Origin of the sequence: Pseudomonas sp. SR18 (genome assembly GCF_023701505.1) — a bacterium.
GTDB lineage: Bacteria > Pseudomonadota > Gammaproteobacteria > Pseudomonadales > Pseudomonadaceae > Aquipseudomonas > Aquipseudomonas cyclaminis.
This window is the reverse complement of record NZ_JAMQAU010000020.1, coordinates 52046-75023: the sequence shown is the minus strand read 5'-3', so window position 1 is coordinate 75023 and position 22978 is coordinate 52046. Positions and strand designations below refer to the sequence as shown.

16 protein-coding genes are annotated in these 22978 nt (G+C 60.5%); 11 read left to right on the top strand and 5 right to left on the bottom strand.

Features of this window, described 5'->3' with window-relative positions:
- The first annotated feature begins 76 nt into the window (after positions 1 to 76).
- Together guaB and guaA are read left to right on the top strand one after the other, a co-directional pair.
- Positions 77 to 1546, top strand: coding sequence for an IMP dehydrogenase (guaB, locus tag NDJ82_RS24075; protein WP_017478674.1), 1470 nt, complete (start codon positions 77 to 79; stop codon positions 1544 to 1546).
- 82 nt (positions 1547 to 1628) lie between these two features.
- On the top strand, positions 1629 to 3206 hold the full coding sequence (guaA, locus tag NDJ82_RS24070) for a glutamine-hydrolyzing GMP synthase (RefSeq protein ID WP_112196667.1): 1578 nt from the start codon (positions 1629 to 1631) through the stop codon (positions 3204 to 3206).
- A gap of 99 nt (positions 3207 to 3305) precedes the next feature.
- Here guaA and NDJ82_RS24065 read toward each other — a convergent pair whose 3' ends face one another.
- The 3 genes from NDJ82_RS24065 to NDJ82_RS24055 form a co-directional block, all read right to left on the bottom strand.
- The gene (locus tag NDJ82_RS24065) at positions 3306 to 5612 is read right to left on the bottom strand and encodes an autotransporter family protein (RefSeq protein ID WP_250926435.1); all 2307 of its coding nucleotides are present in this window, start codon (positions 5610 to 5612) and stop codon (positions 3306 to 3308) included.
- 410 nt (positions 5613 to 6022) lie between these two features.
- Positions 6023 to 6862 (bottom strand): alpha/beta hydrolase, encoded by an 840-nt coding sequence (locus tag NDJ82_RS24060; RefSeq protein WP_191947396.1) that lies wholly within the window; start codon positions 6860 to 6862, stop codon positions 6023 to 6025.
- Between the two features lie 285 nt (positions 6863 to 7147).
- A complete protein-coding gene (locus NDJ82_RS24055) occupies positions 7148 to 7372 on the bottom strand; it encodes a TerD family protein (protein WP_250926434.1) in 225 nt (74 codons plus the stop codon).
- A gap of 458 nt (positions 7373 to 7830) precedes the next feature.
- On the opposite strand from NDJ82_RS24055, the gene NDJ82_RS24050 reads away from it, so the two are divergent.
- Both NDJ82_RS24050 and NDJ82_RS24045 read left to right on the top strand, forming a co-directional pair.
- Complete coding sequence (locus NDJ82_RS24050; protein WP_250926433.1) at positions 7831 to 8235, top strand: hypothetical protein; 405 nt, start codon at positions 7831 to 7833, stop codon at positions 8233 to 8235.
- 4 nt (positions 8236 to 8239) lie between these two features.
- Entirely contained in the window at positions 8240 to 8461 is a 222-nt protein-coding gene (locus NDJ82_RS24045; RefSeq protein WP_250926432.1) for a hypothetical protein, read from the top strand.
- 17 nt (positions 8462 to 8478) lie between these two features.
- On the opposite strand, the gene treR is transcribed toward NDJ82_RS24045, so the two are convergent.
- Entirely contained in the window at positions 8479 to 9183 is a 705-nt protein-coding gene (treR, locus tag NDJ82_RS24040) for a trehalose operon repressor (protein WP_099585597.1), read from the bottom strand.
- Between the two features lie 226 nt (positions 9184 to 9409).
- Here treR and treP point away from each other — a divergent pair, with 226 nt between their 5' ends.
- The 5 genes from treP (at position 9410) to NDJ82_RS24015 (ending at position 16687) form a co-directional block, all read left to right on the top strand.
- Positions 9410 to 10852 carry a PTS system trehalose-specific EIIBC component gene (treP, locus tag NDJ82_RS24035; protein ID WP_158877189.1) on the top strand — a complete coding sequence of 481 codons (1443 nt, stop codon included), beginning with the start codon at positions 9410 to 9412 and terminating at the stop codon, positions 10850 to 10852.
- 77 nt (positions 10853 to 10929) lie between these two features.
- On the top strand, positions 10930 to 12567 hold the full coding sequence (gene treC, locus NDJ82_RS24030; protein ID WP_250926431.1) for an alpha,alpha-phosphotrehalase: 1638 nt from the start codon (positions 10930 to 10932) through the stop codon (positions 12565 to 12567).
- 64 nt (positions 12568 to 12631) lie between these two features.
- Complete coding sequence (locus NDJ82_RS24025; RefSeq protein WP_250926430.1) at positions 12632 to 13852, top strand: maltoporin; 1221 nt, start codon at positions 12632 to 12634, stop codon at positions 13850 to 13852.
- A 49-nt stretch (positions 13853 to 13901) separates the two neighbouring features.
- Positions 13902 to 16406: a phosphoenolpyruvate--protein phosphotransferase gene (gene ptsP / locus NDJ82_RS24020; RefSeq protein WP_250926429.1), complete on the top strand. Its 2505-nt coding sequence runs from the start codon at positions 13902 to 13904 to the stop codon at positions 16404 to 16406.
- A gap of 2 nt (positions 16407 to 16408) precedes the next feature.
- On the top strand, positions 16409 to 16687 hold the full coding sequence (locus NDJ82_RS24015; protein WP_191947302.1) for a PTS sugar transporter subunit IIB: 279 nt from the start codon (positions 16409 to 16411) through the stop codon (positions 16685 to 16687).
- A gap of 336 nt (positions 16688 to 17023) precedes the next feature.
- Here the strand turns inward: NDJ82_RS24015 and mltF are convergent, their stop codons facing one another.
- Positions 17024 to 18484: a membrane-bound lytic murein transglycosylase MltF gene (gene mltF / locus NDJ82_RS24010; RefSeq protein WP_099585591.1), complete on the bottom strand. Its 1461-nt coding sequence runs from the start codon at positions 18482 to 18484 to the stop codon at positions 17024 to 17026.
- Positions 18485 to 18759: 275 nt separating this feature from the next.
- Between mltF and purL the strand changes: the two genes are divergently transcribed.
- Positions 18760 to 22656: a phosphoribosylformylglycinamidine synthase gene (purL, locus tag NDJ82_RS24005; protein WP_099585590.1), complete on the top strand. Its 3897-nt coding sequence runs from the start codon at positions 18760 to 18762 to the stop codon at positions 22654 to 22656.
- 4 nt (positions 22657 to 22660) lie between these two features.
- Entirely contained in the window at positions 22661 to 22972 is a 312-nt protein-coding gene (locus NDJ82_RS24000; RefSeq protein WP_099585589.1) for a YqfO family protein, read from the top strand.
- Positions 22973 to 22978: the final 6 nt, after the last annotated feature.

Below are 22978 nucleotides of genomic sequence, written 5' to 3'. Positions count from 1 at the left end.
AGAGTTTTACATTGAGCCCGACAGGGTGCATGTATATAATGGCGCGCTTCCATTTTCCCGCTCGGGAGCCCCCGCGATGCTGCGTATCAGCCAAGAAGCTCTGACATTCGACGACATTCTCCTAGTGCCCGGTTATTCCGAGGTGCTTCCTAACGAAGTCAGTCTCAAGACCCGCCTAACCCGTGGCATCGAGCTGAATATTCCCCTGGTTTCCGCTGCGATGGACACCGTTACCGAAGCCCGCCTGGCCATTGCCATGGCGCAGGAAGGCGGTATCGGGATCATCCACAAGAACATGACCATCGAGCAGCAAGCTGCCGAAGTGCGCAAGGTCAAGCGTTACGAAGCCGGTGTGGTGAAAGATCCAATCACCATCGAAGCCGACGCCACCGTGCGTGACCTGTTCGACCTCACTCGTCTGCACAACATCTCCGGTGTTCCCGTGCTGCACGATGGCGACCTGGTCGGCATCGTCACTTCCCGTGACGTGCGTTTCGAAAACCGTCTTGAAGTCACCGTCCGCGAAGTGATGACGCCTAAAGAGCGCCTCGTCACTGTCAAGGAAGGCGCCGACAAGAACGACGTACGCGAACTGCTGCACAAGCACCGCATCGAGCGCGTGCTGATCGTCGACGACAAATTCGCCCTCAAAGGCATGATGACCGTCAACGACATCGAAAAAGCCAAGGCTTACCCGCTGGCCAGCAAGGATGACCAAGGTCGTCTGCGCGTAGGTGCTGCGGTCGGTACCGGTAAAGACACCGGCGATCGCGTTGCCGCCCTGGTTGCTGCCGGTGTGGACGTGGTGGTGGTCGACACCGCCCACGGTCACTCCAAAGGCGTGATCGACCGCGTACGTTGGGTCAAGCAGAACTTCCCTGAAGTCCAGGTAATCGGCGGCAACATCGCCACCGGCGCAGCGGCCAAGGCCCTGGCCGAAGCCGGCGCGGATGCCGTCAAGGTCGGTATCGGCCCTGGCTCGATCTGCACCACGCGTATCGTCGCCGGTGTGGGCGTGCCGCAAATCAGCGCCATCGCCAACGTCGCCGCAGCCCTTGAAGGCACCGGCGTACCGTTGATCGCCGACGGCGGCATCCGTTTCTCCGGTGACCTGTCCAAGGCCATCGTAGCCGGTGCTTCCTGCGTGATGATGGGCTCGATGTTCGCCGGTACCGAAGAGGCGCCAGGCGAGATCGAACTGTTCCAGGGGCGTTCGTACAAGGCTTACCGTGGCATGGGTTCGCTGGGCGCCATGTCCCAGGCTCAAGGCTCGTCCGACCGTTACTTCCAGGACTCCTCGGCAGGCGCCGAGAAGCTCGTACCGGAAGGTATCGAAGGCCGTGTGCCGTACAAAGGCACACTGAGCGCCATCATCCATCAACTGATGGGCGGCCTGCGTTCCTCGATGGGCTACACCGGCAGCGCCGACATCGAAGAAATGCGCACCAAGCCTGAGTTCGTGCGGATCACCGGTGCCGGTATGGCCGAGTCCCACGTCCACGACGTACAGATCACCAAAGAAGCGCCAAACTACCGCGTAGGTTGATGCTTCCTGCAAATAGTTAAGTAACCGGGGCTGTCTTATTCAGCCCCGAGTTGTTTCTGATTCATTAGACGAGACTGATCTCATGGCCCTCGACATTCACGCCCACCGCATCCTGATCCTCGACTTCGGTTCCCAGTACACCCAACTGATCGCCCGCCGCGTGCGTGAAATCGGCGTGTACTGCGAACTGCATCCGTTCGACATGGACGACGAAGCGATTCGCGAATTCGCACCGAAAGGCGTCATCCTCGCCGGTGGCCCCGAGTCCGTGCATGAAGCCAACAGCCCGCGCTGCCCGCAAGCCGTATTCGACCTGGGCGTGCCCGTCTTCGGTATCTGCTACGGCATGCAGACCATGGCCGAGCAGCTGGGCGGCAAGGTTGAAGGTTCCGAACTGCGTGAATTCGGTTATGCCCGTGTAGACGTGGTCGGCAAGAGCCGCCTGCTGGACGGCATCGAAGACCACGTCGACGCCGACGGCCTGTTCGGCCTCGACGTGTGGATGAGCCACGGTGACAAAGTCACCAAGATGCCGGAAGACTTCCACATCCTGGCCAGCACCCCGAGCTGCCCGATTGCTGGCATGTTCAGCGATGAGCGTCGCTACTACGGCGTGCAGTTCCACCCGGAAGTGACCCACACCAAGCAAGGCGGCCGCATCCTGTCGCGCTTCATCCTCGACATCTGCGAGTGTGAAGCCCTGTGGACCCCGTCGAAAATCGCTGAAGACGCCATCGCCAACGTGCGTGCCCAGGTCGGCACCGACAACGTGCTGCTCGGCCTGTCCGGCGGCGTTGACTCCTCCGTGGTTGCCGCGCTGCTGCACAAAGCCATCGGCGACCAACTGACCTGCGTCTTCGTCGACAACGGCCTGCTGCGCCTGCACGAAGGTGAGCAAGTGATGGCCATGTTCGCCGAGAACATGGGCGTCAAGGTGATCCGCGCCAACGCCGAGGACCAGTTCCTCAACAACCTGGCCGGCGAGTCCGACCCAGAGAAGAAGCGCAAGATCATCGGTCGTACCTTCATCGACGTCTTCGATGCCCAGGCCAAACACCTGGACAACATCAAGTACCTGGCCCAGGGCACCATCTACCCCGACGTGATCGAGTCGGCCGGCGCCAAGAGCGGCAAGGCACACGTGATCAAGTCCCACCACAACGTGGGTGGCCTGCCTGAGGAAATGAACCTCAAGTTGGTAGAACCGCTGCGCGAACTGTTCAAGGACGAAGTCCGCCGTCTGGGCCTGGAACTGGGCCTGCCGTACGACATGGTCTACCGCCACCCATTCCCAGGCCCGGGCCTGGGCGTGCGCATCCTCGGTGAAGTGAAGAAGGAATACGCCGACCTGCTGCGTCGCGCCGACCACATCTTCATCGAAGAACTGCGCAAGGCCGACTGGTACCACAAAGTCAGCCAGGCCTTCGTAGTGTTCCAGCCGGTGAAATCCGTCGGCGTTGTAGGCGATGGCCGTCGTTACGCCTGGGTCGTGGCCCTGCGTGCCGTAGAGACTATCGACTTCATGACGGCGCGCTGGGCGCATCTGCCGTACGAACTGCTTGAGACCGTTTCCGGTCGCATCATCAATGAGATCGAAGGCATCTCGCGCGTTACTTATGACGTGTCGAGCAAGCCGCCGGCGACGATTGAGTGGGAATGATCTTCAACAACCTGTTTTATAGGTAAGAGATCGCTTTACCATCAGCCTCAAACAACAAAACCCGCCTTGGCGGGTTTTGTTGTTTTTGGCGAAGACGTATCAGAAATCGTAACGCACATTCGCAGTAAAGGTGTCCGCGTCGAAACCACTGCTGGTCAGGTAGTTGTACATCCCGCCCACGGTCCACGCGCCCACGCGGTAGTTCGCGCCCAGTCCCAGCTCGTAACTGTCGCGCGCGGGTGTCGCGCCTGTGGTGGTAAACGGTGTACCGCCGAGTACGAAGGTGGAGGTAGTGCTGGCCTTGTCACCGATGAAATCGTGCCAGGCCATCAACTTGGCTTCGGGTTCCAGGCTGCCCGCGCCTACGTCAAAAGCGGCCGCCAGACGGGCGCCCAGGCCCATTTCGCCGGTTTCATAGCGCTGCTTGCCGACGTTGAGGGCCGCCGAGCTGCCTTTTTCACGGTACGAATCAATCGATACGTTGGCATAGCGCGCACCGATCTGTGGTTCCAGCAGCCACTGCTTGTCGAGTTGGAAGGTGTAGCCTGCCAGTGCGTTGACGCCGAAGATCTCACTGTCGTAGTTGGCCTTGGCGCGAGTACCGGCGATGTAGCGTTTGGACTCGTTGTCGTTCCAGCCGTACATCAGCGAGGTGTCGACAAAGAAATTGTCGCGGGCCCAGTTGCCGTACAAGGTCAGTGCATGGCCGCTGACGTCGGTCTTGCTGCCCAGGTCGGATTTGACGTCGCTGGTCAGGTAGCTGTAGGCCAGGCCCACGGTTGTCTCGGTGTTGAGCTTGCCGTCGGCACCCACGGCGATGCCATTGGTGTTGGCGTCGTAGCCATCGATACCGTGGCGGCTGTCTTGGTTGGCATCGCTGGACAGCGCTTGCAGCCATACGCCTTGTTCTGCCAGGACATCACCGGATGACAGACCGCTACGCGCTTTACTGGCCCGGCGGTTGATGGCGCCTGCGACCAGGTTCTGGCTGTTGGTCGCGGCGTTGATCGCCCCACGACTGACGTCCGGGGCCAAGCTTTCGGCCAGTTTGGCCAGCTCTTCGCTGGTGGCGGCGTTGGCGAATTGCTGGAATACCGGGTCGCTTTCGTCCATCTGGGCCATGACGGTGTTCTTGAGCGGCTTGATGGCGTTCACCGCGTTGCGCGAACCACGGGCACCCAGCAGGTCTTGCGTGATCACCTCATCACTGCGGGTGGCAACCAGTGCTTTGACGTCCTGACCGTCAATGCCGAAGTTCCTCACCTCAAGCAGCGCCGAGGAGGACACCACGGACAGGTTCTGCGGGTCTTCCCAAGTGCCGGAGTTGATAAGGGTGTAGCGGGTGCCCTGGGCCGGCGTGCGGAAGTCGTCGGAGCGAGCCTGCAGTTCGATTTGGCTGCCTGCAGAGAAGTAGGTATTGCCGGTGACTTTCAGGATCGGCGCGTTGGGCAGTGTGTTGTTGTCCAGCAACAGGCGCAGGCGCGCAGTGGCGCTGTCCAGGTCGAGGTCGCCCACAATCGTCGTCTGCGGGCGGAGCAGCGTCAGGCGGCCATCGCCGATATCGACGTACCCCGCGCGGATGGTCGAGCCATCGAACATCGCGTCTCCACGCACCAGTACGCCGCTCAAGCCCAGCACGTCACCTTTGACCTGACCACCTTCCCAGTAGAAATACGAAGATGAGGCATTGCCGTTGTCCACTGAAATGGCTGCCGTGCCGCCTTCGATCAGGCCGCCTGTTTGCATGATGGAGAGGCTGTTGGAACCGCCGGATGTGTCGAGACTGCGAAAGCGGATACCGATGCCTTCGGCGGAGATAGTCCCGCTGTTGTTGATATCGCTCTTGGCGGGAGCGCCTGCGATTTGACCGGTAAAGCGGGCATTCTCGATGTCGATACCCATAGAGTCGATGCCGCGCGCGGTGATAGTGCCCGAGTTATTGATGCGCGCTTGGGTCGAGGTAATCAGCATGCCTTCGGCTTGTTCGCCGGTCACAGTGATGTTGCCGTTGTTGTTTATTTCACCCGCGATGGTCGCCAGATATACATCCAGCCCGACGACGGCATTGCCGCTCACCGTAATGTCACCATTATTTACCAGGTCGCCTGCGACGTTGGAATTGAGGGTCATGGCGATACCGGATGGAAATTCGGTGGGGGTCGCGGCCGTCACATTGATTTTGCCTTGGTTGACCAGGTTGCCCGCCAGGTTCACGTTGGTCAGCATGACACCTGCGTTTTGCGACGTCCCGGTGAAGGTGGCGTTATTGAAAACATCGCCGGAGCTGCTGTATGCCCCTGTGCTCAGGTCGTAATTGAAGTCGGGTGCGGGGGCGGCATGTACGGCGGTAGTGGCAGTTGCGACGGACAGGGCCAACAACGAGCGGCGCAGGTGGGAAATGTTCAAGGCAGTATCCTTACAAGGTAGAAAGCTGACAGGGAACTACCTACGCGTCAGCGTCTTTTTTTGGCTTCCCTGCCAGCTTGTCAGTGAAATGCTGATTCAAGCGCGCCGAAATTTACACGATGCTTGTAGGAGAATTCATCATAAAAATGACCAATGACGAAAAAGAAACCAAAAAATGCGACGCTCCAGCTATTTTTTGAGTCCTTATTGGATTACCCGGCAATAATCGGAACTTAAGGGTGGTGTTGCGGTCGCGCTTGGTGAAGCCGCCCTCATTTAGGGACTCCGCCGATTATCAGATAAATCCAGGTCGCTTGGTTTGGGGCCGCTTCACGCACGGCGCGGGACAAGCCCCCTCACTACAGATGTAAGCAAGCCCATAAAAAAGTTGTGTGGAATACCTATTTTTTCTAGGAGGGAGGGCATCCGGGTGTTTTTGAACGGACCGGCGCGCCGTTGATTTCAGGAGGCTCATGCGCCAGCGGCGTTTTAACCCACCGGCTCCATGCCGCTTCCCACCCCCTGTCATGGCTTGCTCCGGCTACATGCACGCTTTGGGAGAGGGGCGAGCCCAGCGCCTGTTGGTAGCTGGCAGCTAAGCCAGCTGGAATAATCTGGTCCTCTTCCCCGATCAGATGACGCTGGGGTATTAAGACGAGTCGATCACGATAGTCCAGCGGATCCAGTGAACCGTCGAGTGGCGACAGCCCTTTCATCGTCGCCCACAGGCGAGGACTGAGATTGCCGGCAAGGGTTTGCACCTGGGTAACATCACTGCGCTGCGCCGCTAACAATAAGGCGAGAGCGGCGCCACCTGAATACCCCACCAATTCGAATTCGCAATTGCCGTATCGCCGTTTCAATTCGTCCAGCCCCTGGCTGAGGCGGGTGACCACTTCCTGGGAAAATCGTCGATGGGTCCAGAGTGCTGGTTGGCAGGCTGCGGTCATCAGGAACTGGCAGGGGCGTGCCAGGTAGGCATTCGGTGTTGGATCACTGACCGCCAGCCGGGGCACTAACAGATGGTGCGGGCTCGGATCCAGGCTGGGTTGAGTGGCCGTCGCCCACGCATGGCCATCGCCCTCCAGGTAGACACGCAGACGCGTCGTCCTTTCTGCAATGCGTGGCGCAAGTATGAGGAGGGGGAAGGCATGCCCCGGCAGGACCTCCAATTGCCGGCCGTGTTCGTCAGCCAGTTGTTGCAGTGCCTCGCGCGGCGACTGGCAGGCGATTAGAAGCGCGCTGACCATCACTATCGAGGCTTTATAGAAGCCGGTCAGTGTCCGGCAACGGGGAAAGTATCTGCTCGTCATATGCGACCTAGGCAATGGAGGCATCGCCATTGAAGGAAGAAAGAACTGCCATGTTCAATGAGCGCCGAAGGCTGATATCAAAGAAACCCTGATCGAATCAAATCCGTATCGAACGGTGTTACCCCTTGATCAGGCGCAAACACCGCCTGCGCATGCTGCGGTGAAGCCACGCGTTCTCCCCGTGCGCGAGCATGTAAATCGAATAGGGTCTCCAAATCTGGCCTAGGAGTATGTACCGTTGATAGACGTGACGACATAGCGGATACCTTTCTTGACGAGCACATCAAGGTCAAGGTCGATGAACTCCGAAGCCCCTTTGGGAGCGTCGACGATGTCGCCGCTGTGGTAGCCGCCGTAACCCTTAAGGTTGTAGTAAGCGACCGTTTCTTTGAACGTTCGCGGTGTGCCAGCCAGGGAAATGGGGTGGAGAATGACCTGAATTTGCACATAATCAAATTTGTGTAAGCTCGCGTATTTCTAATCGTTTTTAACGGAAGAAACTGTTGGTAATCGGTTTTGAGCAAGTCATATCCCACTTCAAGGAGATCACTATGTTTGACCTGCCAGCAGACCCCATCGGCGCAATTTGGTTATCCCAGCGTTACGGGGCGTTGGCGCTGGGCAAATTGCCAGTGATGAGCCAAGTGGGGTGGGGCGTCGCGCTACCCAGGTGAGTGAAGGTTTTCGTTTGGAAACCTACTCGGAATCCATGCGACCAGCACCGGAACCCGCCGCACATTTGCAGTTTCATCTGCGCCACGAAATTCCCCATCTGGAGTTCCTGTCTCGCCTGTTCGAGCTTGCCGGCTCAGAAATCGTCCAGTCTTGGGTTAACGCTGAGCCAACAGGCCAGTACGCAAGGCGAGCTGCTTTTCTGTATGAGTGGCACCCGACACTTCTGCCCCATGATCGCCAAGACAGGCGCGGTAGTCGCGGCGGCGAGTCTGGATGTTCCAGCCCTGTTCGGTGAATTGACTGCCGAATTTGGTGAGGACTTGCTGATGCGTGCTGCCGTATGGATGACCTTGCGTGAAAGCAAAGCCACTTTTGCCATTGAGGGTGAGGGTGACCGCCTCGGACGTGTCCATCGTTTTCTGATCAATGAAGTGCTTCGCCGTGATGGCGTCATTCCCGCCCCCGTGATCCTGCCAATATCCGCAGTGATTACCGATGACGCGGGCGAGCGTCGAGCTTATGACCAGGTTTTGGATGAGCTGTCTCAACCCTTGATGCGGGCCGTTCGTGAACAGGCTGTCTTTGAAGCCTCACCTCATTTTTCTGGCCAGGATTATTGGCCGTACGTTGACTGAGCAGATGCGTGAGGAATCCCGCTACCTGCGTAGCCATGGTCGCGCCCGTGCCGCGCTCAAGGACGTTGTCGAGATGCCCGATCAGCAAGCTGATCGAGTATTGCGTTCAATCGAACAGAATCAGGGAGAACTCAGCAATGTGCTGGCCAAGGAAATGCCGGTCCTGCGCGAGCCCGGTGTCTGGGACGAAATTGTGGAAGCTGTGTCGGCGGCGGTTCAGGAATAATTTCTGCTGAACGAGCCTCACCGCCGCGCAATATCCGAAAAGTAAAACTTATCCAACGTATGCCGCGACTCGGTGTACTCGAACTGCCGCCCATCCTGCAAAAACGTCTGGTTGCTCACCACGATCACATGGCTTTGGCCGTCGAGGTCGAGGTGTGCCTGGTCGTCCTTGCTGCGGGGCAGGGCTTCGATGGTGCGTTGCGCGTAGCTGATCTGCAACTGCAGCGTTTGCTCGATAAATGCGTAGATCGACTGCTCGGCAATCGCTTGGTCCAGACCGGGGATCAGGTCGGCGACAAAGTGGTTGATGTCGAGAATCACCCGTTTGCCGCCAATGCGCCGTACCCGTTTGATCCGCGTGATCAGGCTGCCGGGTTCGGCTTCGATGTGTTGCTGCAGGGGGCCTTCCAGCGGGAACTGGGTGAATTCGACGACATCAGTGTGTACGTCATCGCCCAGGTCGGCGTGGGTTTCGTGGAAGCTGACGATGCCGCCCAGTTGAAATTCAATCGGGTTGGGGGACAGCACGAACGTGCCCTTGCCGTGGATTTTTTGCGCAAAACCGCGTTCCTGCAACTGCTCGATGGCGCGACGCACGGTGCCACGGCTGGCCTGGTAGCTGTCCATCAATTCGGTTTCGGAAGGAAGGCGCGTACCGCGTTGCAGGCGTTCGGTGGTGATGCTGGCAAGCAGATCCGTGTAGATCTGGTTGTATTTGCTCATGGGGATGGCTCTGTGCCCGACTGTTTGTAAGTGAACTGTGCGTTCAAGGCAGGAACCTTAGTGGCAGCGGTGGGGTTTGTCCATTGACCCTTGGTAAACCCAAAAACGATATTTTCCAAACTCGTACAGACGAGTTGTTGCTTTAACTCGTACAGACGAGTACGTTTGGCGTCGGCGTGCTGCCAATGACTGCCCTCAAATAAAAAAATCAAAGTGGAAACCAAGCATGAGCCACGACTATTCGACGATCGCCCGCGAGATTCTTGAGAACCTCGGCGGGCGCGACAACCTTGAGCAAGCCGCCCACTGCGTCACCCGCCTGCGCCTGGCGCTCAAGGACCCCAGCCTGGTCAATAACAGCGCGTTGAACCAGGTCGATCTGGTCAAAGGCTCGTTTTTCACCGGTGGTCTGTTCCAGGTAGTGATCGGCCCCGGTGAGGTGGAAAAAGTCTACGCCGCCCTGCGCGAACAGACCGGCCTCGCCGCCTCGACCATTGCCGACGTGAAGAAAGCCGGCGGCGACAAGACCAACCCCATGCAGCGTCTGGTGCGGGTGTTCTCCGATGTCTTCATGCCGATCCTGCCCGCGCTGATCATTGCCGGCCTGTTGATGGGCATCAACAACCTGATGGGCGCCAAGGGCATGTTCATCGAGGGCAAGACGCTGCTGGAGGCCTATCCGAACCTGGATGGCCTGTGGAGCCTGATCAACCTGATGGCCAACACCTCGTTCGTGTTCCTGCCGGCGCTGGTGGGCTGGTCGGCGGCCAAGCGGTTTGGCGGCAGTGAAATCCTCGGCATCGTGCTCGGCCTGATGCTGGTGCACCCGGACCTGCTCAATGCCTGGAACTACGGCAAGGCCGTGGCGGGGCTCGACGGTCAAAGCCTGCCGTACTTCGATATTTTCGGCTGGTTCAAAATTGAAAAGGTCGGCTACCAGGGGCAGATCCTGCCGATCCTGATGGCCGCCTATGTGATGAGCGTGATCGAGAAATGGCTGCGCGCCCGTGTGCCGAATGCCATTCAATTGTTGGTGGTGCCGATCACCACCATCGTCGTCACCGGCGTGCTGGCGCTGGCGATCATCGGCCCGGTGACACGTCACCTCGGCATCCTGATCACCGAAGGCGTGGTCACCCTGTTTGACCTGGCGCCGATGCTCGGCGGGGCGATTTTCGGGCTTTTGTATGCACCGCTGGTGATCACCGGCATGCACCACATGTTCCTGGCCGTGGACCTGCAACTGATCTCGACCCAGGGCGGCACCTTTATCTGGCCGATGATCGTGATGTCCAACCTGGCCCAGGGCAGCGCTGCGCTTGCGGTGTTCTATATGACCCGCAACGCGCGGGACAAAAGCATGGCCTCGACCTCGGCGATTTCCGCGTACTTCGGCATCACGGAGCCGGCGATGTTCGGGGTGAACCTGCGCTTCAAGTTTCCGTTTTATGCGGCCCTGGTGGGCTCGGCGCTGGGCAGTATTTTCCTGTCGCTGAACAAGGTCCAGGCGTCGGCCATCGGCGTGGGTGGCTTGCCTGGATTTATCTCGATCGTGCCGCAATCCATCGCGATGTTTGTGATCGGGATGGTCATCGCGATGGTCGTGCCGTTTGTTCTGACCTGTGCGTTGAGCATGAAGATTGTTCGGCCTGGTTATCGGGTTGCCTGATCGATTGCTATTGGGGGCGAGCCCCCTCCCACAGGTTGGAATGCACTACCAACACCCAACCAACTGAAGGACCCCCCATGCACCAATCGGTGATCTACCAGATCTACCCCAAAAGCTTCCACAGCCACGCGGGTAACGCCACCGGTGACCTGCTGGGCATCGTGGACAAACTCGACTACCTCCAATGGCTGGGCGTGGATTGCCTGTGGATCACCCCGTTCCTGCGCTCGCCGCAACGGGACAACGGCTACGACATCAGCGACTACTACGCCATCGACCCCAGCTACGGGACCATGGCCGACTGCGACCTGCTGATCCACGAGGCGGCCAGGCGCGGTATCAAGTTGATGCTCGATATCGTGGTCAACCACACCTCCATTGAGCACGAGTGGTTCCAGCAGGCGCGCAGCAGCCTCGAAAACCCGTACCGCGACTTCTACATCTGGCGTGACCAGCCGAACAACTGGGAATCCAAGTTCGGCGGTTCGGCCTGGGAATACGAGGCGCAAACCGGCCAGTATTTCCTGCACCTGTTCGACCATACCCAGGCCGACCTCAACTGGGACAACCCCAAGGTCCGTGCCGAGGTGTTCAAGTTGATGCGCTTCTGGCGTGACAAGGGCGTGGGCGGCTTTCGCCTGGACGTGATCAACCTGATCTCCAAGCCTGCCGATTTTCCCGAAGACACCAGCGACGGCCGCCGCTTCTACACCGACGGCCCCCACGTGCATGAATACCTGCAAGAGATGCACCGCGAAGTCTTCGAAGGCCATGACCTGATCAACGTCGGCGAGATGTCGTCCACCAGCCTGGAACACTGCATTCGTTATTCAAATCCTGCGTCGAAAGAACTGTCGATGACCTTCAATTTTCATCACCTGAAAGTGGATTACCCGAACCTGCAAAAGTGGATAAAGGCCGACTTCGATTTCCTGCAACTCAAGCGGATTTTCTCCGACTGGCAACTGGGCATGCAGGCCGGTGGCGGCTGGAATGCGTTGTTCTGGTGTAACCACGACCAGCCGCGTGTGGTTTCGCGTTTTGGCGACGACGGCGAACACCGCGTGGTCTCGGCCAAGATGCTCGCTACGGCGCTGCATTTTCTCCAGGGCACACCGTTTGTGTACCAGGGCGAAGAGCTGGGCATGACCAATCCGGGTTTCGAGCAGATCGAGCAGTACCGCGATGTGGAGACCCTCAACATCTATCGCCTCAAGCGCGATGCCGGTGAATCCCAGGCGTCGAGCATGGCGGCGATCATGCAGAAGTCCCGCGATAACGGGCGCACGCCGATGCAGTGGAATGCACGCGCCAATGCCGGTTTCAGCACGGGCGAGCCATGGATCGGTCTCCCGGCGAATGCCGCGCAGATCAACGTTGAGCACCAGCTCGATGATCCCGATTCCGTGCTGCATCACTACCGCGCGCTGATTGCCTTGCGTCGTCACGAACCGCTGATCCAGGAAGGCGTCTACCGCGAACTGCTGCAGGACCATCCCCAGGTGTGGGCGTACTTGCGCGAGGGCCAGGGCGAGCGGCTGCTGGTGCTGAACAATTTCTATGGCAAGCCCTGCGCCATTCAGCTGCCTGACGACGTGATCGGCGCGGCAAGTGAGCAACGCCTGCTGATCAGCAACTACCCCGATTGCCCGCTGCGAACGGCCTCGGTCGTCCTGCGTCCCTACGAATCGTTCGTGCTGCATCTTAAGGACTAAACCCGGAACTCCCGTGGGGGCGCAGGGTGCTTCAAAAAACATAATAAAAATATCGGAGTGCTTCATGAAAACAACAATAAAGCTGGGCCTCGTTGCATCCTGCCTGAGCCTGCCTCTCGGCGCTCAGGCCCTGGAATTTGCCGGTTACTTGCGCAGCGGCGCAGGCACGTCGACCGGCAGTGGTCCGCAGCAATGTTTCCAACTGCCAGGGGCGCAATCCAAATACCGTCTGGGGAACGAATGCGAGCAATACGCCGAACTGGAACTGCGCCAGGACTTGCTGACCCTCGATGATGGTTCGGTGTTCAGCGTCGATGCGATGGCCTCGCTGTACAACAAGTACGACCGCGAGCTGAAATTCCAGGGCGAGAACAACGGCTCGGCGCGCATGCCACAGTTGTATGCGCAGTGGTCGAACGTGCCCGCCCTCAACGGCGGTTCGCTGTGGGCCGGTCGGCGTTACTACAAACGTAACGACATCCATATCTCCGATTTCTACTACTGGAACCAGAGCGCCACCGGCGGCGGTATCGAGGACGTGCTGATCGGCGACCTCAAGTACAGCTACGCCATTTCGCGCAAGGACAACCTCTACCAAAAGGAATACGCCACCCGTCACGACTTCAACGTCGCGGGCTTCAAGACCAATCCTGGCGGTGAGCTGGAACTGGGCTTGAGCTATATCGAGAAGGCCGGTGGCCGCGATACCAACAGCGGTTGGGCGTTGACGGCGCAGCATGTGCAAAAGCCTTTCCTGGGGGGCAAGAACAAGTTCGCGTTGCAGTACGGCGAAGGTCCTGGCACCGGCCTGGGTTACACCGGCAATACCTTCCTGGATAACAGCAGCAAAAGTTATCGCGCGGTGGAGTTTTTCGATTGGCAGGTCACGCCGCGTTTCGGCGGGCAGGTCGAGGCGGTGTACCAGAAAGATATCCGCCCCGGCGGCCAGGACCAGACCTGGATGTCCCTCGGCGTGCGCCCGGCGTATGCCATCAGCGAACAATTCAAACTCGTCACCGAACTGGGCCACGATCAAGTCGACGCCAGCGGCGGCACGCGCAAGCTGAGCAAATTCACCTTCGCCCCGACGTGGTCGCCCAAAGGCCCGGATTTCTGGGCACGGCCGGAAGTGCGCTTGTACTACACCTACGCCACCTGGAACGAAGCGGCCAAGCGCGCAGCGAATGAACTGGCGGCGGGGTCGGCATTGTCCGACACCGGGTCGTACGGCACCGCACGGCATGGGTCGAATTTTGGTGTGCAGGTCGAGTACTGGTGGAAGTAATCCTTCTTCTGCTCAATGATTTTTACCGAACAAAACAGCAGGTGACGTCATGATCCCATCGAAACCCTTGGAACTGCTGGCGCCCCTGTCCGGGGTGCTGCTGGCGCTGGATCAAGTGCCGGACCCGGTGTTCGCCAGCCGCATGATCGGCGACGGCCTGTGCATCGACCCCACGTCGCAGACCCTGTGCGCACCATTGGGCGGGGTGGTCAGCAATATTCAGGACACCGGGCATGCGGTCAGCATCACCGACGACAACGGCGTGCAGGTGTTGATGCATATCGGCCTGGACACCGTGAACCTGGCGGGCAAGGGCTTCACCCGATTGGTCGAGGAAGGCCAGCGGGTCGAGGCCGGCGAGGCGCTGATCGAATTTGATGCCGACTATGTGGCGCTCAATGCCCGTAGCTTGTTGACCCTCATGCTGGTGGTCAGCGGCGAACCATTCACCCTGCTGGCCAGTGGCGTGGTCGAAAGCGGCCAGCCGCTGCTGGCGTTATCCCCAGCGCAGGCGCTTGACGTGGCAAACGAGGAGGAGGGCGATGCGCTGTTCTCCAAACCGCTGAGCCTGCCCAACGCCAATGGCCTGCATGCACGCCCGGCGGCGGTGTTTGCCCAGGCGGCGAAGGGCTTTAACGCGAGCATTTACCTGCACAAGCAAACCCAGAGCGCCAACGCAAAATCCCTGGTGGCAATCATGGCGCTGCAAACTGTGCAGGGTGATACCTTGCAAGTGAGCGCGGCAGGGGACGATGCCGAGGTGGCGATCAAGGCCTTGGTGGAATTGTTGACGCAAGGCTGTGGCGAGACGGTCGCGGTACCGGCTGTGGTGGTTGAACCTGTGGTGTCGGCGACTGTGCTGCGGGGTATGTGCGCATCGCCGGGTTCGGCGTTTGGTCAGGTGGTGCAGGTGGCGGAGCCTGACCTGGATATCCCTGAAAAGGGCGCGGGCGAAGAGGCCGAATGTGCCACGTTGGCGCACGCTCTGCGGGCTGCCACCGAAGCGCTGCAAACCTTGCAGGCCAAGGCTGTCGGCAGTGCCCAGGCGGAGATTTTCCGCGCTCATCAGGAACTGCTCGAAGACCCGACCTTGTTGGAACACGCCCATGGCTTGCTCGCCGAGGGTAAGAGCGCGGCGTTTGCCTGGCATGGCGCCACTGCTGCCACGGTCAAGTTGTTCCAGGGATTGGGCAATGCGCTGATCGCTGAGCGGGCAGCGGACCTGGCCGATGTTGGCCAGCGTGTACTCAAACTGATCCTGGGCATTGAGGACCGCGCCTGGGATCTGCCCGAGCGCGCCATTCTGATCGCCGAGCAACTGACCCCGTCGCAAACCGCCAGCCTCGACAGCCGGAAGGTGCTGGGGTTTGTCACGGTCGGCGGCGGTGCGACCAGCCATGTGGCAATTCTCGCCCGTGCCCTGGGCCTGCCGGCGATCTGCGGTGTACCGGAGCAGGTGCTGGCGCTGGCGAACGGCAAGCAGGTCCTGCTGGATGCGGATAAAGGCGAGCTGCACCTGGCGCCGAATCTGGCCGAGATCGAACGGTTGGACCTGGCTCGTCAACAACAGGGGCTGCGGCATCAGCGCGATGTGGCGCAGGCTGCGTTGCCCGCCATCACCCGCGACGGTCATCACGTTGAGGTCACGGCCAACGTCGCTTCGTTGCAGGAGGTGGAGCAATCCCTGACCCTCGGCGGTGAAGGCGTCGGCCTGCTGCGTTCGGAATTCCTCTACCTCGACCGCAACCGTGCACCGAGCCCGGAGGAGCAGGCCAGCACCTACACGGCCATCGCCCGCGCCCTGGGTACTGAGCGCAATCTGGTGGTGCGCACCCTTGACGTGGGCGGCGACAAACCGCTGGCCTACGTGCCGATGGAGGCCGAAACCAACCCGTTCCTGGGCTTGCGCGGTATTCGCCTGTGCCTGGAGCGGCCGGCGCTGTTGCGCGAACAGTTGCGTGCGATCCTCGCCAGCGCCGGGCTGGCGCGGCTGCATATCATGTTGCCGATGGTCAGCCTGCTGTCGGAACTGCACCTGGCTCGCAGGATTCTCGAAGAGGAAGCGCTGGCATTGGGGCTGAGCGAACTGCCGAAGCTGGGGATCATGATCGAAGTGCCCTCGGCGGCGTTGATGGCCGACGTGTTTGCGCCCCATGTGGATTTCTTCTCCATCGGCACCAACGACCTGACCCAATACACCCTGGCCATGGACCGCGACCATCCACGGCTGGCCAGCCAGGCCGACAGCTTTCACCCGGCGGTATTGCGCTTGATCGCCACCACGGTAAAGGCCGCTCATGCCCACGGTAAATGGGTCGGCGTATGCGGCGCGTTGGCGTCCGAAGCGCTGGCGGTTCCGCTGTTGATCGGGCTGGGGGTGGATGAGTTGTCGGTCAGTGTGCCGTTGATCCCGACCATCAAGGCCACCGTGCGCGAGCTCGACCTTGCCGACTGCCAGAGCATCGCCCGCCAGGTGCTGAGCCTGGAAGAGGCCGCCCAGGTACGCGAAGCCTTGCGTGACTATCAAACAGCTACCGTTGTGCTGGAGAACTGAGCATGTTGGATAAATTGAAACAGGCGTTCTGGAAAGCCCTGACCCCGGACTTGATTGCCGAGACGGTCGAGGCACCGACGCAAAGTCTGTTGTCGGCCGACGTGCTGAGTGCATTGGGTGGCGTGGCTAACGTCAAGTCACAACAGCATGTGGCGCTGACGCGGGTAAGGGTGCAGTTGCAGGAGGCGGGGCGATTGGATGAGGCGGCGTTGAAGGCGACGGGTGTAGCGGGAGTGATGGTGTTATCGGACGGCGTGGTCCACCTGCTGACTGGGTTATAAGACGACGTCGATCAAGGTTGAGCCATTTGAATGAGGTGCAGTTGGTGTGTGGTGAGGGGGCCTTTGTGGTGATCGAGCCTCTCTGGTGAGCGGGCTTTTTGTGGTGAGCAGGCTTTTTGTGGTGAGCGGGCTTGCCCCGCGCTGGGTGGAGAAGCCGCCCCAAAACCAGGCGCTACGGTTTTCCTGAAAAATCGCGGCGGGCCTATGGGGGCTGCTTCGCAGCCCAGCGCGGGGCAAGCCCGCTCACCACAAAAGCCTCCCTCACCACAAAGGCACCACAAAGGCACCTTCACCAGAGAGGCCCGCTTGCCACAAAGGCCTGTCCCACTCGGGTACCTAGAGCTTCGGGTTGTCTTCCGGCGGCTTGGTCTTGTCCACACCCGGCACGTGCAGGTTGCCTTCGACCACTTGGTTGCCTTCCAGCTGCGGCTGCGTCACCCAGGTCAGAATGTCGTAGTAGCGCCGGATGTTCGCCACAAAGTGTACCGGCTCACCGCCACGCGCATAGCCGTAGCGGGTCTTGCTGTACCACTGCTTCTGCGACAGGCGCGGCAGCATTTTCTTCACGTCCAGCCACTTGTTCGGGTTCAGGCCTTCTTTCTTCGCCAGGGTGCGCGCGTCGTCCAGATGGCCGGTGCCGACGTTATAGGCGGCGAGGGCAAACCAGGTGCGGTCCGGCTCGGCGATGCTGTCGTCCAGCTCATCCTTGATCTTGGCCAGGTACTTGGCGCCGCCCATGATGCTTTGCTTGGGATCCAGGCGGTTGGACACGCCCATGGCCTGGGCGGTGTTCTGGGTCAGCATCATCAGGCCGCGCACGCCGGTCTTGGAGGTGACCGCCGGTTGCCACAGTGATTCCTGGTAGCCGATGGCCGCCAGCAGGCGCCAGTCGACCTTTTCTTCCTTGGCATAGGCCCGGAAGTGCTTCTCGTATTTGGGCAGGCGCTGCTGCAAATGCTGGGCGAACGTATAGGCGCCGACATAACCGAGTACATCGACGTGCCCGTAATAGCGGTCTTTGAGGCGTTGCAGGGTGCCGTTTTTTTCCACCTTGTCCAGGTAGCTATTGATCTCGTTGAGCAGGCTGTTGTCTTCGCCTGCGGCCACGGCCCAGCTCTGGTTGCTGGCGTTGCCCAGGTCGAAGGCCACGCGCACATTGGGGAAGTACACCTGGTTCATCGCCACTTCGTTGGAGTCCACCAGGGTCAGGTCGATCTGCCCCTCGTCCACCATGCGCAGCAGGTCGACTACCTCAACGGCGTCGGATTCTTCGTATTCAATCGCAGGATTCTGCTTTTTAAGCGCCGCCAATTGTTCGGCGTGGGTGCTGCCCTTGAGCACCATGATCTTCTTGCCCACCAGGTCCGCCGCGTTGGTCGGGCGTGACTGGCCGTTGCGGTAGATGATCTGCGGGGTAACTTCCAGGTAAGGATGGGAGAAACGCACCTGTTGCTGGCGCTGCTCGCTGCTGACCAGGCCGGCGGCGGCAAGCACCGGGCCATTGGCTTTGCCCAGTTGGCCGAACAGGTCGTCGAGGTTGTCGGCGGTCTCGATTTCCAGCTTCACGCCCAGGTCGTCGGCAAAGCGCTTGACCAGTTCGTATTCGAAACCGGTTTCACCGTTGCGGTCCTGGAAATACGTGGCCGGGCTGTTCCGGGTAATCACCCGCAATACGCCATCCTCCTTGATTCGCTCAAGCGTGCTGGGTTTATCAACACAGGCGCTGAGCATCAGGAAGAGTCCGGTGGCGATGAGCCATTTGGCGCATCGCGGGCGCAAAGCAGTTGGGGAGAACATCTGCGCAGTATACGCAAACGGCCCACGGCGCCATATCTCGACAGCGGCGGTCTTGTCTGCTAGCGCCGCCAAAACTGTGCTGCAGCCCGCAGAAACGTGGCTTGGCGGGTAATTGTGACGGTTAAAATAACTGCGCTGAATGCCTTGGATAATGCCCCGACCCTGCCAACTGACGTTCGGCAGCAGCCGGCGATGCCGTTTCGGGTGCCGTTAGCGATGGTTTACGCTAGAATGCACGGCCTCAAAGCACACCCCTTCCCGAGGCTGTCCCGAAGATGTTGATCCTGCGCGGCGCTCCTGCCCTTTCTGCCTTTCGCCACAGCAAACTCCTTGAACAACTGAGCCAGAAGGTTCCAGCGGTTACAGGCCTGTATGCTGAATTTGCTCACTTCGCCGACGTTACCGGCGTATTGACCGCCGACGAACAGCAAGTGCTGGCACGCCTTCTGAAGTACGGCCCAAGCGTTCCCGTTCAAGAGCCGACCGGCCGCTTGTTCCTGGTTCTGCCGCGGTTCGGCACCATCTCGCCCTGGTCGAGCAAGGCCAGCGACATTGCCCGCAACTGCGGCCTGGACAAAATCCAGCGCCTGGAGCGCGGTATCGCCTTCTACGTCGCCGGCCAGTTCAGCGATGCCGAGGCCGAGCTGGTCGCCAGCAGCCTGCACGACCGCATGACCCAGATCATCGTCAGCCAGCTCGAACAGGCCGCCGGTCTGTTCAGCCACGCCGAGCCCAAGCCGCTGACCGCGATTGATGTGCTCGGCGGCGGCCGCGCCGCCCTGGAGAAGGCCAACACCGAACTGGGCCTGGCCCTGGCCGAAGACGAGATCGACTACCTGGTCAACGCCTTCAACGGTTTGCAGCGCAACCCCCACGACATCGAACTGATGATGTTCGCCCAGGCCAACTCCGAGCACTGCCGTCACAAGATCTTCAACGCCAGTTGGGACATCGACGGCCAGAGCCAGGAAAAAAGCCTGTTCGGCATGATCAAGAACACCTACGTGATGCATAGCGAAGGCGTTCTGTCGGCTTATAAGGACAACGCCTCGGTCATCGTCGGCTCCGTCGCCGGCCGCTTCTTCCCGGACCCGGAGACCCGCCAGTACGGCGCGGTACAGGAGCCGGTGCACATCCTGATGAAGGTCGAAACCCACAACCACCCGACCGCGATTGCTCCGTTCCCAGGCGCAGCCACCGGTTCGGGCGGCGAAATCCGTGACGAGGGCGCAACCGGCCGTGGCGCCAAGCCCAAGGCGGGCCTCACCGGTTTCACCGTGTCCAACCTGCAGATCCCTGGCTTTGAACAGCCGTGGGAAGTGCCGTACGGCAAGCCTGAGCGCATCGTCACCGCCCTCGACATCATGATCGAAGGCCCGCTGGGCGGTGCCGCGTTCAACAACGAATTCGGGCGCCCGGCACTGACCGGTTACTTCCGTACCTTCGAACAGTCCATCACCACGCCTCACGGTGATGAAGTGCGCGGTTACCACAAGCCAATCATGCTGGCCGGCGGCATGGGCAACATCCGCGAAGAACACGTCAAGAAAGGCGAGATCCTGGTCGGTTCCAAGCTGATCGTGCTCGGCGGCCCGGCGATGTTGATCGGCCTGGGCGGCGGCGCGGCTTCTTCCATGGCCACCGGCACCAGCTCGGCGGACCTGGACTTTGCTTCCGTACAGCGCGAAAACCCAGAGATGGAGCGTCGCTGCCAGGAAGTCATCGACCGTTGCTGGCAGTTGGGTGACAAGAACCCAATCAGCTTTATCCACGACGTCGGTGCTGGCGGTTTGTCCAACGCCTTCCCGGAACTGGTCAACGACGGCGACCGTGGTGGCCGTTTCGAACTGCGCAACATTCCAAACGACGAGCCGGGCATGGCCCCGCACGAAATCTGGAGCAACGAATCCCAAGAGCGTTATGTGCTGGCCGTCGGCCCTGAAGACTTCGCGCGCTTCCAGGCCATCTGCGAACGCGAGCGTTGCCCGTTTGCCGTGGTCGGCGAAGCCACAGCCGAGCCGCAACTGACGGTTACAGACAGCCACTTCGGCAACAGCCCGGTGGACATGCCGCTCGAAGTGCTGCTGGGCAAAGCCCCGCGCATGCACCGTTCGGCGGTACGTGAAGCCGAGCTGGGCGATGATTTCGACCCAAGCGCCCTGGAACTGGCCGACAGCATCGAACGTGTGCTGCATCACCCGGCCGTGGCGAGCAAAAGCTTCCTGATCACCATCGGCGATCGCAGCATCACCGGCCTGGTGGCCCGTGACCAAATGGTCGGCCCATGGCAGGTGCCGGTGGCTGACGTTGCCGTGACCGCAACCAGCTTTGACGTCTACACCGGTGAAGCCATGGCCATGGGCGAGCGTACCCCGCTGGCCTTGCTGGACGCCCCGGCGTCGGGCCGCATGGCCATTGGTGAAACCCTCACCAACATCGCTGCTTCGCGCATCGGCAAGCTGTCCGACATCAAGTTGTCGGCCAACTGGATGTCCGCGGCCGGTCACCCGGGTGAAGATGCACGCCTGTACGACACGGTCAAAGCGGTCGGCATGGAGCTGTGCCCGGAGTTGGGCATTACCATTCCGGTAGGCAAGGACTCGATGTCCATGGCCACCCGTTGGAACGATGAAGGCGTGGACAAGAGCGTCACCTCGCCGCTGTCGCTGATCGTTACCGGTTTTGCACCGGTCACCGACATCCGCCAGACCCTGACCCCGCAGCTGCGCATGGACAAGGGCACCACCGATCTGATCCTGATCGACCTGGGCCGTGGCCAGAACCGCATGGGTGCCTCGATCCTCGCGCAAACCCACGGCAAGCTCGGCAAACACGCGCCGGACGTCGATGATGCGGAAGACCTCAAAGCCTTCTTCGCCGTGATCCAGGGCCTTAACGCCGACGGCCACCTGCTGGCTTACCACGACCGTTCCGACGGCGGTTTGCTGACCAGCGTTGTAGAGATGGCGTTCGCCGGTCACTGCGGCCTGAACATCGTGCTCGACAGCGTTGCCGAGGATGCTGCCGAAATCAACGGCATCCTGTTCAACGAAGAGTTGGGCGCCGTGATCCAGGTGCGCCAGGACGCCACCCCGGATGTACTCGCACAATTCAGCGCCGCTGGCCTGGACGATTGCGTGGCGGTGATCGGCCAGCCGATCAACAACGGCGAAATCAATATCTCGTTCAATGGCGATACCGTGTTTGCCGGCCAGCGCCGCCTGCTGCAACGCCAGTGGGCCGAGACCAGCTACCAGATCCAACGCCTGCGTGACAACGCCGACTGCGCCGAGCAGGAATTCGACGTGATCCTGGAAGAAGACAATCCGGGCCTGAGCACCAAGCTCAGCTTCGACGTCAACCAGGACATCGCCGCGCCTTACATCAAGAAAGGCATCCGCCCACAGGTTGCCGTACTGCGTGAGCAGGGCGTCAACGGCCAGGTGGAAATGGCGGCTGCATTCGATCGCGCCGGCTTCAATGCGATCGACGTGCACATGAGCGATATCCTCGCCGGTCGCGTTGACCTCAACGAGTTCAAAGGCCTGGTGGCCTGCGGTGGTTTCTCCTACGGCGACGTGCTGGGTGCCGGTGAAGGCTGGGCCAAGTCGGCCTTGTTCAACAGCCGTGCCCGCGATGCGTTCCAGGGTTTCTTCGAACGTAACGACAGCTTCACCCTGGGGGTGTGCAACGGTTGCCAGATGATGTCCAACCTCAGCGAACTGATCCCGGGCAGCGAGTTCTGGCCGCACTTTGTGCGCAACCGTTCCGAGCAGTTCGAAGCCCGTGTAGCCATGGTGCAGGTGCAGGAATCCAACTCGATCTTCCTGCAAGGCATGGCCGGTTCGCGCATGCCGATCGCCATCGCCCACGGTGAAGGCCATGCCGAGTTCGAAAGCGAAGAAGCACTGCTCGAAGCCGATCTGTCCGGCACCGTGGCCCTGCGTTTCGTCGACAACCACGGCAAGGTCACCGAAAGCTACCCGGCCAACCCGAACGGCTCGCCGCGCGGGATCACCGGCCTCACCAGCCGCGACGGTCGCGTGACCATCATGATGCCGCACCCGGAGCGTGTGTTCCGCGCCGTGCAGAACTCGTGGCGCCCGGAAGAGTGGAACGAAGACGGCGCCTGGCTGCGTATGTTCCGCAACGCGCGCGTCTGGGTGAACTAAGACGGTGTACAAGCTCGCCTTCTTTGTGCCCGACAGCCATGTAGAGGCGGTGAAAACCGCCGTCTTCGCTGCTGGCGGCGGGCGCATCGGCGACTACGACAGCTGTGCCTGGCAAGTGCTGGGCCAGGGCCAGTTCCGGGCGTTGGACGGCAGCCAGCCGTTTATTGGCCAGGTCGGGCAAGTTGAAGCAGTCGAGGAATGGAAGGTTGAGCTGGTGGTGGCGGATGCGTTGATCAAGGCCGTTGTGGCCGCGTTGAAGCTCAGCCATCCCTACGAGACACCGGCCTATGAGGTGTGGCAGTTGGCGGATTTCTGATCCGGG